This is a genomic window from Ktedonobacterales bacterium (assembly GCA_036557285.1).
In the GTDB taxonomy this organism is placed as follows: domain Bacteria; phylum Chloroflexota; class Ktedonobacteria; order Ktedonobacterales; family DATBGS01; genus DATBHW01.
In genome coordinates this window covers 12,608-24,862 of the sequence record DATBHW010000011.1, presented here as the reverse complement: position 1 = coordinate 24,862, position 12,255 = coordinate 12,608, and the positions used below count along the sequence as shown (strand labels likewise).

Sequence of the window (12,255 nt, the reverse complement as noted above, 5' to 3'; positions counted from 1 at the left end):
GGACTCCCTTGACCTTTCTAGAAAAACTGCTTGCCGCCTCGCGGCGCAACAACAGCCTGATCTGCATCGGACTTGATCCCGAACATACGCGCCTGCCAGCGCATCTACGCAATCAACCCGATCCCATCCTTGCTTTTCACCAGGCCATCATCGAAGCCACCGCCGATCTTGTCTGCGCCTACAAACCCAACCTGGCTTTTTACGAAGCCCTGGGGCCGACAGGGCTAACCATCCTGCAAGAAACCTTGCGGCTTATTCCAGGCCATATCCCAACGATTGGCGACGCCAAACGCGGCGACACAGAAAATACCTCGCGCCAGTACGCGCGGGCGCTCTTCGAGACTTATGGATTTGATGCTATCACCGTCAATCCCTACCTTGGCTCTGATAGCCTGCAACCGTTTCTGGAATATCGGGAGAAAGGCGTCCTCATCCTGTGCCGCACCTCCAATCCAGGCGCGCGCAACTTTCAGGATATGCTGGTGAGCCAGGAGCAAGAACAACCCGCGCCGCTCTACGAATATGTGGCACGCCAGGTGCTGAAGTGGAACACGGCAGGCAACGCCGGGCTGGTCGTTGGCGCCACCTATCCAGAGGAATTGCAGCGCATTCGTCAGATTGCGCCTGATCTTCCTATCCTGATCCCCGGCGTCGGTGCGCAGGGCGGCGACCTGGCATCCGCTGCGCGAGATGGCACTGATGCAGCGGGCGAGCGCGCGATCATCTCAGTCTCGCGGGCGATCATCTACGCCAGCAATGGGCGCGACTTCGCTGAAAGCGCCGCGCAAGCCGCGCGCGCGCTGCGTGACAGCGCCAATCAAGCGCGCCGCCAGCGAATCCGCCAGACATCATAGCTCAGCTTGCTCTTACAAAGAACCGCGATTGCGTGCTATAATGCTGGAGAGGTCAGCAGCGTAAGAGAAACCTTTCTGGATGGAGAGAAGAGTGGTTCAAGCCAGTGTAGAACACCGCCAGTTAGAACCAGCACAGCTCGCTAAGCTTGCAGTGGAGGCCGCCTCCGATAAAAAAGCGACTGATATTGTGCTTCTTGATATTCAAGGCGTTTCCACCATTGCCGACTACTTTGTGATCTGCACCGCAGCCAACCCTCGCCAGATTCGCGCGATTGCGACGGCTATTGATGAAAAACTCAGTGAGCATGGGCGGCCCACCTTCCATCGTGAAGGAGTGGCAGATTCAGGGTGGCTATTGCTGGACTACAGCGACATCATTGTGCATATCTTTGGCCCCAAAGAGCGCGAATACTATCGGCTGGAGCGCCTCTGGAGTACCGCCAAAACGGTAATCTACCTGCAATAACCAGTTGAGGAAGGTGAAACGGCGATGACGACGCTTCGGAATCGGTTTTTTGTTGAGGGCATGGTGTTAGGGGGGGTGTGCGGCCTGGTTATCGGCACGATCATCGCTTTTCAGGTTGGCAATGAAGGCGTGTCCAGCGCGCGTCGCCTCGCCAACCGATTGATTTTCCGTCAACCTCGGCAGGTTCGCTTCGACCTCCTGCTGCAATAGCAGCCCGGAACCATCATCGCTTACTTGCGTTTCAAGCATGCGGCATGCTATAGTGCGCGTGTACAGATCCTCGCGCCGGGCTGTAGCATGCCACAGGCGCAGAAAGCGATGGTGGTTGTGTTATGGGTGTCTGTTCCTCTTTCTCTAGCCGCTTCCCTCGCGCACTCTCGAAGCTCATCTCCTTGATAAGCGCCCTCTTTCTCATGGTACTCGCAGGCAGCGTACTCTTCCTCCTCTGGGCAGAAGAGCCAGCGGCTGCCGCCCAGGCGGCTTCTGACTGCGTTGGGAGCCTGCCACCGCCACCTACATTGAGTCCCCTCGATCCCAGCAGCATCAAACTGAGCGAAATCCTGACCGTCCCAAAGCACGATTGGAATTGTGATGAGCAAATCAACGCTGACGACCGCTGGATCGAACTGAAAAATACCAGTGGGAACGACGAGAGCCTTTTTGGCCTGCAATTGCTAGCGCAGGGTCAGGCGCTTCTCCTGAACTCCAGCTATTGGATTGCTGCGAATGGATACCTCGTCCTGTTCCATTATCAAATCCCTTCCATTTCATTAGCACAGGATTCTGGTCAGCTTCAACTCCTTGATGGTGAAGGGAACACTCTCGACATCGTCAATTATCCCCTGCTGGGGGCAGACCAATCCTTCAGCCGCAACGCCAGCGGCCAGTGGCATGTGACTACCACTCCCACGCCCGGCAAAGCCAACATCTTTACGAGCGGCGGCACGCCCACCCCGACCCCCACCGCTACGCGGCGCTCCAGTGGGGGTGGTGGAGGTGGCGGCAGTGGCGGCAGTGGCAAGCCAACTGCCACCCCAACACCCATCAGGAGCATCGTTATCCCCACCGACACACCCGGCGGGATTGCTTTTAAGAACCCTGGAGACGACTCACTCGATGGCCCAGGAGGAAGCAGCAGCCTTGCCGTACCATCCTGGCTCAAAATCACACTCATCGCCTTGATCGGGGCTGCGCTGCTGAGCATAGTCGTCTGGTACTGGCGCACCTGGAACCAGGAACCGCTTGAGGATAGCTAGCCAGGCCAAAGCTGGCCTGAACATGTCCCTTGCGCAACCTTAGCATTATGCTTATAATACTTTATATAAGAACTTTGAGCCTCATACGCTCAGAGCTTTTGCACTGGTGGCCTGGAACGCAGCGCCACCAGCTATTCCTCATCGCCTGATCGCCCGCCCGGTAACGTGGCTCCTGGCACGCGAGCGCGCGCGAAGCAGCAGAAAAGAGAGGCATCAGGTTCCAATGATGAACAACAAAGAGACTGATACCGACGCGCTAGACGCCTACTCGCGGGCAGTCACCACAGCCGCCGAGCGGGTAGGGCCAGCCGTGGTACGTATTGATACAGATCGCGGACGTCCACGACTGCGAGGCTGGCCGCCGCGCCCCGAAGGCGGCCAGGGGCTTGGCTCCGGCGTCATCTTCGCCTCGGATGGTCAGGTACTCACCAACGCCCATGTCGTCCAGGGGGCGCAGCGCATTCAGGTGACGCTAGCTGATGGGCGGAAGTTCATCGCCGGGCTGCTGGGCATCGAACCAGAGTATGATTTGGCTGTGCTGCGCATCGGCGCGCAGAACCTGCCTGTCGCCGAGCTTGGCCGCAACTCGCTGCGTGTCGGTCAACTGGTGATAGCTATCGGCAACCCCTACGGCCTGGGCTGGACCGTCACCGCCGGAGTCGTCAGCGCCCTGGACCGCGAACTACCCACGCCTGACGGCCACAAACTCAAGAAATTGATCCAGAGCGACACACCCATTAACCCTGGCAACTCCGGTGGCCCGCTGGTGGATAGTCAGAACCATGTCGTAGGCATCACCACCGCAATGGTCCCCTTCGGTCAGGGTCTGGGCTTCTCTATCTCCCTTGACACCATCAAAGATTTTCTGGCGCGAGTCCATCGGGTTCACGAGCCGCGTCAGGGGGTTTCCATTGGCGTAGGTGGCATGAAAACCGAGATCGAAGAACGCCTGGTTGGACAACTGCGGCTCAACCAGCGCAACGGCATGCTGCTGTTGGAAGTACGCAGCGACGGCCCAGCCGGGCAGAGTGGGCTGCGCATGCTGGACATTATTATCGCCGCCGACGACCAGCCCGTTCTGGAGCCAAAAGACCTGCAACGGATCGTGGCTCGCCATCGTCGCGGTGAAACGCTCACGATCACCTTCCTGCGCGAAGACAGGCAGCGGCGCGTCACGCTCAAGCTTTAGCAAGTGCTACACCCAGGCGGAGTGCGCCAAAAAGCCCCGCCAGCGCAAGCGGTTTCAAACTCTCTTGCGCTGGCGGGGCTTTTATACTAAGCGTCGTCGCAGGATACTCGTCCTAATCCCCGGTGGTCGCTACCACCCCGGTCCCATTCGTCGCCATTTCTTCGCGTGGACGCCTGATGCGCCCGACCACACTGGAGATTACCGCGCCGGACCCGGCAAGCACTCCGAAGGCAATCGCCGTCACCCAGGCGCTCATCAGTTCCTGACTGGCCGCCAGCGTATAGGGGATACCAGTCGGCAGCGTGGCGTCTTTGATGATAAGCGCGAGCGGGTTAATCGAGAGCAGCAGGAAGAAGCCCAGCGTAAAGAAACTGAGCATTCCCCAGAAGCGTTTCCCCACCCAGAGCGCGTTGAAAATCTCAAAAGCCGAACCCAGGAACACAAAGAGCAAACCGACGACATACATCGTCGTGCCGGAGATCAGCAGCCGCCCCTTGACGCCAGCGCCAAATTCCAGACTAAACTGGATGCCGCTGATGATGAGCAGCGTAATGCCCAGCATTACAATCCACAACGAAAACTTGCGCAGCCCGCTCAGACCATAGCGGCGCGACAGCAAGATAAACTGCACCAGCGCCAGGCCACCAAACACAATAAACGACCAGAACGCATCGTGAAGCTGGGTTGGGCCGGGGCCAAAGTTAATGCCCAGCGCCTCGATCTCAAAGAATTGTTGAATCGAGAAGAAGGCAAACCCCGCCAGATAGACCAGAATCACTGTCCCGATCACCAGCCACTGCCCGGCGCAGCCCAACTGCACTGCCGCCACCGAGGCATATTCATGGCGTGTTGAATAGGTCCAGATCATTGCCAGCAGCAGGACGGCTGTCCCAATAAAAAGCGCCACGCGCAGTTGATCGTCAGTGTGAATGATCACAGCGGCAAAGGCGCAGAGCAGGAAGCCCACCACCGTACTTAAGATCACTGCCGGGCGATTCTTGCGCCACCAGTAAATCGCCGCCAGCCCGGCAACAAAAAACTGCCCATTCGCAATCGTCGCCAGAATATAGCCGCTGTACTGCGTGTAGGTACAGGTCGCGGGTACATCTGCCTTGACCGCGCAGACCGTCAGGAAGTTCGTTGTATCCCACCCATGAATCCAATTGACCAGTGGGTAGCCGATCAGAAACAGCACCAGGAAGATGGCAAACATGGGCAAAAGCCCAAAGAAGACGATCAGATAGGCGGCGGGCATATAGCGCCGTCGCTCCGCGATCATCACCGGCAAGAACCAGATTTGCACCGCCCCAAAGGCCAGCAGGAGCGCCAGGCCCAACACCACGTTACTCATCAACAGCGCCGGGCCATGCCCCAGCCCCAGAATGTCGTCGCCCTGGAACGTATAGAGAAGCACATAGACCGCCATCAAGATCGCCGAAATGATCGCCGCGCCCCAGGCCAGGAAATCGCGCGTCGCGCCGACCAGCCCCTGGCGGAAGCCAGCCAGGGCAAGCAGTGCGTAGACCAGCACGCCAAAGCCGGTCCCCATCAGGATCATGCTGACGGCTTCCAGGTCGATACTCTGCGCCTGGAGTCCCCAGGTGGAGCCAAAGAGCGTGCCGCCCGTTCCAGCAGGGAAATCGGGGGTATCAGGCAGGTATTGATGGCCGGTCACAGCGATCAGAATCAGCCCGACCAACCCGGCCACAAAGAGGACGCCGCCAAACCCCGCGACCAGGACCGGCGGGATCACTGGCTTGGGGTCGAAGAGAAAGAGAACCACCATGAGCAGGATCGCCAGCCCCAGCGAGACCAGCGCCACGTCCAACATGCCCTGCTCGAATTTCGTCAGCCGCGCCCCGGTGAAGACCGTGTACATATATCCAGGGAACTGGTTCATTAAGATCATGGCGACAAAAAAGAGACCAGTCGCCAGGATAATTGCCCGCGCCCAGGACATCCGCTGCTCCGGCTGATCCTGTGTTCGTATTTGCTGCATGGATCGCAATCCCTTTCCAGCGTGTGCTGCGGCCCATAACGGGCGGTATGATTACCTTTATGATTGCCTTGAAGAAGCGCAAGGCCAGGCGGCAGGTTTTGGCGTTCTCGCTGCAACCTGCCGCTCAGGAATACTCCAGGACGCGCGCCTTGCAGCCCCTAGCCAGACACCACAGTGATTTTCGCTATCATCCCTGGGTGAATGATGCAATAGTAGGTGAAAGACCCAGGAGTATCAAAGGTATGACTGAAGACGCTCGATGCCCCCTGGTCGTTTGGTTGAAGAAAGTTTGTCGTGCCAGAGTCGAATATTCCATCCGGCTTATTTGGAGTACCACTGGTGACGGTATGCTGGGCGCTGGAGACGTTTGTCCAGGTCACAGTGGTACCCACCTTGATCTTAATATTGGTAAACTCGAACCCCCAGCCCGCTGGTCCTCCATTGACGATCTTCATGGCAATCTGATTGCTCTTGGTCATGTCCACTTCCTCGCCAAAGCTAGAGGGTGGGCTGCAATGAGTGCGGTTCTGAGAAGGCTCAGCGCAATACTGATTAAAAACATCGATCTGCGCCTGGGTGGTTAGCTGCCCGTAGACATAGGTGAACCCGTTGGTCATGTCATTCTGGTGATTAGTTTTCAGATAGGTCGGGTCGGACGAGCGAATCAGCGCCACCAGATAGCTGATGTCATCCGCCGTCAGCGGCCCACCATAGAGTTCGCTCCAGGCAGGCATTGACAGCCCCTGGTTGCTGAGATCGAGCGGACTCGCTGGCACACCCGCCGAGATAATGCGCGTGAGGTCATCATCCGTCAGGTTGTTCACCGTCGGGCTTTTTGCATCGGTTGAAGAGGGGGTATTCAGTGTCGGGCCAGTCCCACCCTGGCCGGTGGCCCCGTGACACTGTATGCAGTAGGTTCCGTAGAGTGCGGCCCCACGCTTCAACGTTTGCTGATAGGTATCAGCCTGGAAACTCGCCTGGCTGCTGTTCTGGCTGAGCCAGAAGAGGGGAATAAAAAGCGCGATCAGAACTACGCCAAGCAGCGAGGCATACCCGGTCTTCTGGACGCTATTCAACCGCCCAAAGAAAATATAGAGCAGCGCCAGGGTGAAGACCACTCCGGCGATGAGGCCCACAGCCACACCCCACGAAACGGCTTCCATAACGGCCAGCGCCACCATCAGCACCACAGTTGCGGTGACGATGACTCCGGCCCACAGCCCCGCGCTACGACGACTCATCTCCATATACATTCTTCCTTACTTTCGGCCCTTATGCGCTGCACGCAGTACCGTCGGTTGAAATCAGCCGCGTCTGGGTATCAGGGCGCTCCACCGCGCTGTTGATCTTGCCGGTATTCACGACCACATTCGCGCCCTCGAACGTGATCTCAAAGCGATCCAGGCTGCGCGGCGCCGGGCCATCAAGATACTCGCCATCAACGTTATAGTGCGAGCCGTGACAGGGACACTTAAAGCTGTGGCAATCATCGCGGAAAGGCACCTTACAGCCCAGATGCACACACTTCTGGTACAACGCCACCCAGTAGGTGCCATCGCCATCCTTGACCCAGGATTCGGCATCAAGCTGGTTGCCCAGCACCGTCCCTTTCAGCAAGAAACCGGTATCGGCAGCCAGATGCACAATATAGGCTTTAGCAGACGCCTTGTAAAAGATGCCTTTCGAGTCAATCTCGGCCTCATGCGGCGCCGACGCCGGGAACGTACTCTTCGCGCCAACATCAATCGGCGAACCAAACTGTCCGGCCAGATTGGGATAGAACATCGCCAGCGATCCGGCGGTGGCCTCCGCTGCGAACAGGCCCAGCACACCACCCACCGCCCGGCGCAGCACCTGCCGCCGCGAGAGACCCCTGCGGGCCATTTCAGCCGCTTCAGCCCCACCGCCAGTCGCTTCCTCATATTCCTGGGGAAGCAATGACCCATCGGGCTTCTTCGGTGTCTCGATACTCATAGAAACGTGGACCTCCACTCATTGAGATGAAAGGGAGCAGGACTTCAGCACGCAGCAGCTTTTCCTCTTGAGGAATCAGTTGCCCTATCGTGCAGCCCCGCAGGCTAGAGATCGAAGTAGAGTCCCTGCCAGGGCCAGGTCCACAGCCAGCCAGGGCCTCGGAAGAAGCTCCCCATCAACGTGATCATCGCGTAAAAGACCGCAAAAATGGAAAACAGGGTAATGGACAATTTGCGATCCGCAAACGCGCGGCTCGGATTGCGATCCACATAGGGGATCGCCGCCAGACCCACCAGGGTCAGCCCCGGAATCAACACACCCGCAATCGTCGGCGGGAAATAGTGCAGCATTTCTTGCAGCCCCAGGAAATACCACGGAGCCTTGGCCGGATTTGGCGTGAAGTTCGGGTTCGCATGCTCGCGCAGCGGCGCATTGATTTGCAAGGACAAAATCGTCAGGATGCCCGTCATAAAGACCGCAGCCATAAACTCGCGCACCAGCAGATGCGGCCAGACGAAGACAGAGTCTTCGAGCTGCTTCTCGATGCGCGTCACCGCCTCCTGCTTCACCACAGCCAGCGTGCGATAGCGCTTATGCTGAATCTGTTGAATGGGTGGCTCTTGGACTGTTGCCATCTCTCGAATCCTCTCTCAGAAATTGCTAGACTTCTTCCGGCTCGCGGCGCGACGGCGGTGGCGGACCAGCAGCGCCGCCATCTTTGCGGATGCGCCAGAAGTGAACTGCCATAAAAATCGCCGCAATCAACGGGAACGCAATCACATGAATCACATAGAACCGCAGCAGACCATTCTGCCCAACATCCACCCCGCCGATCAGCGCGGTATGTGCCTGGGTGCCAATGAACGGGGCATAGTTTGCCAGGTTCGTACCCACCGTCACAGCCCAGTACGCGATCTGATCCCAGGGGAGCAGGTAGCCGGAGAAGCTGAGGAAGAGCGTCAAAAAGAACAGACAAACGCCAACCACCCAGTTGAATTCGCGCGGAGGCTTATAAGCGCCATGATAGAAGACCCGAATCATATGCAGGGTCACGGTAATCACCATCAAGTGCGCGGCCCAGCGGTGCATATTGCGCACAAACGCGCCAAAATTGACGATAGTATTGATCTCCTGGATGTTTCTGTAAGCGTCCGTCGTCGAGGGTACATAATAAAACATCAAGAAAACGCCGGTGATCGTCAGTGCCAGAAAGAGGAAGAAGGAAAGCCCACCCAGGCACCACGTATAGGTGATCCGCATAGCCTGGCGGCTCACTTTGACCGGGTGTAAATGCAGGAAGACATTCCCCATCATCACCAATGACTGATTCAGCGGCGTATCTGGATACCCATGACGGAAAATAGACCGCCAAAGCTGGCTCTCAAAGACCTTAGTCGAGATCGTATCCAGCAGACTGCGATTCGTCGCGCTCACGCTGCCTCCTTAGTAAAAGATTACTGGACTATCCCAGATACCCCTACCCATTCATTCTCACAGCATGCCGCGTTCTGCCCTGGGTGTCCAGATGAAGGCTGGGTTCCTTGTTGTGTGCGTATTATATCAAACCACCAGAAGCGGATGCAACGCGGGAGGACTACTGGCGCTTCCCGCCGCACAGCATGCAGGCGGGCGGAAAAACTGAACCGCCTGGCGCGCTAGCTACTCCCTCTGGTGAAGAGTGTACCCAACCTGGAAGCGTGAACCATCAGGTAGACACCTGATTTTTCGCTTCAGGTATACACCTGAGATGCGCCGCTCTGGCGCTGTCAGCAGGCCAGGGATGATATTTGACATCACCCTCCCCAGATAGTACAATCCAAGCAGCAAGCGTTGCCAGCAATGCTTTTATGAAGCGCCTCAACCATGTATCAAGCTGCGGGCATGACCCGCTGGAAATGCGATCAGCATGATGCAGCCCAGCAAATTGCTGCCCCTCCAGAGTCGATCAGCTTCCGAATCCAGGCGCAGCCACCGGAGCCTGCTGGCGCTCCCTGTCCTGTTTAAGGTGTTAATTACCAATAGCGTGGTTATCCTGGTCGGCGCCACCCTGGGCACCTACCTGGCAACCCGTATCCACCAGCCCAATGGGCCAGCTATTTTGATTGGCTTCATTACCGCTGGCTGGCTCATTAGCGTGCTTATCAACTTCGTCTTGCTCAAGATCGCCTTTCACCCGCTCACCCAACTCCGCGAAACCATGCAGCGCATTCAGGCTGGCAGCCCGGAACTGCGCGCGCCCCTGACCGGCCAGGATCCCGAAGCTGACCAACTCGCCGAGGCATTCAATACCATGCTGGAAACCCTGGCTGAAGCTGCCCGCTCACGCGCCACTCAGATATTGACAGCCCAGGAGCAAGAGCGCAAACGCATCGCGCGCGAACTGCATGACGAGACCAGCCAGGTACTCACCTCTTTGCTCATTAGCCTGAAAGTCCTGGAAGAAGGTCTCGCCAGCGCAGAGGCGCGGGTGCGGGTGGAGGAAACGCGCTCGCTGGTTCACCAGACGCTGCGAGCCATCCGCAATCTGAGCATCGATCTGCGGCCCAGCGCGCTCGACGACCTGGGTTTGCTTCCAGCACTGCGCTGGTATATCAAAGAGTATCAGCAAAAATGCCAGATCGAGGTCGAGTTTGTCGCCACCAATTTCAAAGAGCGCCTGCCGTCTGAGCTTGAAACGTCCCTCTATCGCATTGTGCAGGAGGCGCTGACCAATACCGCCAAATATGCCAAAGCCACCAGAGTGCGTATCAGCGTCGTAGAGGAGCAGGGCAGCGTCAGCGCCACCATTTGCGATAACGGGCAAGGCTTTGACGCGCAAACGATCTTGAAACTTCCCTGGCAGGAGCGCGGCCTGGGATTGGCTGGCATGCACGAGCGCGCGGCGCTGTTGGATGGCTCACTCATTATCACCACGGAGCCAGGCGGAGGAACGACCATTGAGGCCAGACTTCCGCTCACCAGAGCAGCAACAGATGACAGCGCCGATACGATGGCGCATCTGCTCAACGGCGCGAAGCATACGGTGAGCGCATCCTTGCAAGTGAACTCAGGGCAAGAAACCAGAGATTGAGGCTAGCAGAGAAGTAATCGCCATGTTACCAGAGAAAGAACTCACTCTGAGACGAGACGGCAGCAGAGAAGCAGAGGCAAAGATACGAGTGCTGCTGGTGGACGACCACACCATCTTGCGCCAGGGCCTCAAAATGCTCTTGAATGCGCAGCCCGACATGGAAGTCGTGGGCGAAGCCAGCGACGGCCACCAGGCCATCGCCGAGGCGTATCGCCTCCAGCCTGACGTGATCTTAATGGACATTACCATGCCCGAAATGAACGGCATCGAGGCCACGCGCCAGGTGCGACGCCAGCGGCCCGATATGCGCGTGCTGGTGCTGACCATGCACGAAAATGAAGAGTATCTGTTTCAAGTCTTGCGCGCCGGGGCCGCTGGCTATATCCTCAAAGAAGCCGCCGACACCGAACTCATCACAGCTATCCGCGCCGTACAGTCTGGCCGATTTTACCTCTCACCCTCTGCGCAAAGCATGATGGTCGGAGATTACTTACAGCGCGTCCGCACTGGGGAAGAGAAAGATAGCTATAGCGGGCTGACCGAACGTGAGCGCGAGATTCTGAAGCTCGTTGCCGAGGGCCTCACCAACAACCAGATCGCCGAGCGGCTCTTTATCAGCCCGAAAACGGTGGATACCCACCGCACGCACATCATGGACAAGCTCAACCTCCATAGCCGCGCCGAACTGGTCAAATATGCGATGCGGCGCGGCCTGTTGGAGGAATGAAGACAGCGCCAACCGTTAGTGCTTTCCGTTTCCGGTTTCCTCGTCCTCTAGCTCCAACTCGAAATCATCCTCGTCATCGTCTTCATCGAAATAGTCATCGCTGTAGAACCCGACATCTTTGCCGACATAGACGCTGACCAGGAAATCTTCGCGCGTCGTATCGGCAGACCAGACCAGATCCTCATCGATCTGCTCGATCAGTTTGGCGATCTCAGACTCTTCTAATTCGCGTTCCAGAATCAGTGTCCCATGAACGGAGGTGGTAGTGAAATGAATGTCCACCGAGCCTACGCGGCTATTCCCCTGCATAATCGCGTAGCTTTCCGAATAGGGGGTGCGGAACTGCCGGTCAAAGCGGATGTCTTCCATCCTGGTGGCGCGCGGCCAATCCGCATTGGCTGACCGCGCTCCTCCTTCCTTTCGCTTCAGCTTAGACTGCGCTCTGCTGTTCTCACGCCATTCTGCTTCCCGTCTCTCCCCTTCCCGCATCCGATTGACATCAAACACAGACCGCAGGATCAGGACCATTATATCTCATGCTGAGATGCAGCCACATATCAAGCCATAAGTGGCTGCCTCCCACCCTATCAGAAAGCAGCCAGCGCCGCTTGACACTCTCTGGCCTGGTGGTAGATTACTGAGAAAGAGGACTGAGAAAGAACATGTGGTAAAACAGCACGTTGAAAGAGTACGTTTTCGCACTTAATCGTATCCTTCTCA

Annotated in this window: 13 protein-coding genes; 7 read left to right on the top strand and 6 right to left on the bottom strand. The window is 57.5% G+C overall.

The window, feature by feature from the left end:
* Nucleotides 1–8: 8 nt before the first annotated feature.
* The 5 genes from pyrF to VH599_03710 all read left to right on the top strand — a co-directional run bounded on the left by pyrF (nt 9) and on the right by VH599_03710 (nt 3,765).
* Nucleotides 9–854: an orotidine-5'-phosphate decarboxylase gene (gene pyrF / locus VH599_03730; GenBank protein ID HEY7347405.1), complete on the top strand. Its 846-nt coding sequence runs from the start codon at nt 9–11 to the stop codon at nt 852–854.
* A 91-nt stretch (nt 855–945) separates the two neighbouring features.
* Nucleotides 946–1,320 carry a ribosome silencing factor gene (rsfS, locus tag VH599_03725; protein ID HEY7347404.1) on the top strand — a complete coding sequence of 125 codons (375 nt, stop codon included), beginning with the start codon at nt 946–948 and terminating at the stop codon, nt 1,318–1,320.
* Nucleotides 1,321–1,344: 24 nt separating this feature from the next.
* Complete coding sequence (locus VH599_03720; GenBank protein ID HEY7347403.1) at nt 1,345–1,530, top strand: hypothetical protein; 186 nt, start codon at nt 1,345–1,347, stop codon at nt 1,528–1,530.
* A gap of 203 nt (nt 1,531–1,733) precedes the next feature.
* A complete protein-coding gene (locus tag VH599_03715; GenBank protein HEY7347402.1) occupies nt 1,734–2,576 on the top strand; it encodes a hypothetical protein in 843 nt (280 codons plus the stop codon).
* Between the two features lie 223 nt (nt 2,577–2,799).
* Nucleotides 2,800–3,765 carry a trypsin-like peptidase domain-containing protein gene (locus VH599_03710; protein ID HEY7347401.1) on the top strand — a complete coding sequence of 322 codons (966 nt, stop codon included), beginning with the start codon at nt 2,800–2,802 and terminating at the stop codon, nt 3,763–3,765.
* Nucleotides 3,766–3,877: 112 nt separating this feature from the next.
* On the opposite strand, the gene VH599_03705 is transcribed toward VH599_03710, so the two are convergent.
* The 5 genes from VH599_03705 to extP all read right to left on the bottom strand — a co-directional run bounded on the left by VH599_03705 (nt 3,878) and on the right by extP (nt 9,172).
* Entirely contained in the window at nt 3,878–5,764 is a 1,887-nt protein-coding gene (locus VH599_03705) for a hypothetical protein (GenBank protein HEY7347400.1), read from the bottom strand.
* Nucleotides 5,765–5,922: 158 nt separating this feature from the next.
* Entirely contained in the window at nt 5,923–7,005 is a 1,083-nt protein-coding gene (locus tag VH599_03700; GenBank protein HEY7347399.1) for a plastocyanin/azurin family copper-binding protein, read from the bottom strand.
* Nucleotides 7,006–7,036: 31 nt separating this feature from the next.
* Nucleotides 7,037–7,738: a ubiquinol-cytochrome c reductase iron-sulfur subunit gene (locus VH599_03695; GenBank protein ID HEY7347398.1), complete on the bottom strand. Its 702-nt coding sequence runs from the start codon at nt 7,736–7,738 to the stop codon at nt 7,037–7,039.
* 104 nt (nt 7,739–7,842) lie between these two features.
* Complete coding sequence (locus VH599_03690; protein ID HEY7347397.1) at nt 7,843–8,373, bottom strand: hypothetical protein; 531 nt, start codon at nt 8,371–8,373, stop codon at nt 7,843–7,845.
* Between the two features lie 25 nt (nt 8,374–8,398).
* Nucleotides 8,399–9,172 (bottom strand): selenite/tellurite reduction operon b-type cytochrome ExtP, encoded by a 774-nt coding sequence (extP, locus tag VH599_03685; GenBank protein ID HEY7347396.1) that lies wholly within the window; start codon nt 9,170–9,172, stop codon nt 8,399–8,401.
* A gap of 472 nt (nt 9,173–9,644) precedes the next feature.
* On the opposite strand from extP, the gene VH599_03680 reads away from it, so the two are divergent.
* Together VH599_03680 and VH599_03675 are read left to right on the top strand one after the other, a co-directional pair.
* Entirely contained in the window at nt 9,645–10,808 is a 1,164-nt protein-coding gene (locus VH599_03680) for an ATP-binding protein (GenBank protein HEY7347395.1), read from the top strand.
* 22 nt (nt 10,809–10,830) lie between these two features.
* A complete protein-coding gene (locus VH599_03675; GenBank protein HEY7347394.1) occupies nt 10,831–11,535 on the top strand; it encodes a response regulator transcription factor in 705 nt (234 codons plus the stop codon).
* A gap of 15 nt (nt 11,536–11,550) precedes the next feature.
* Here the strand turns inward: VH599_03675 and VH599_03670 are convergent, their stop codons facing one another.
* On the bottom strand, nt 11,551–11,904 hold the full coding sequence (locus VH599_03670) for a hypothetical protein (GenBank protein ID HEY7347393.1): 354 nt from the start codon (nt 11,902–11,904) through the stop codon (nt 11,551–11,553).
* Nucleotides 11,905–12,255: the final 351 nt, after the last annotated feature.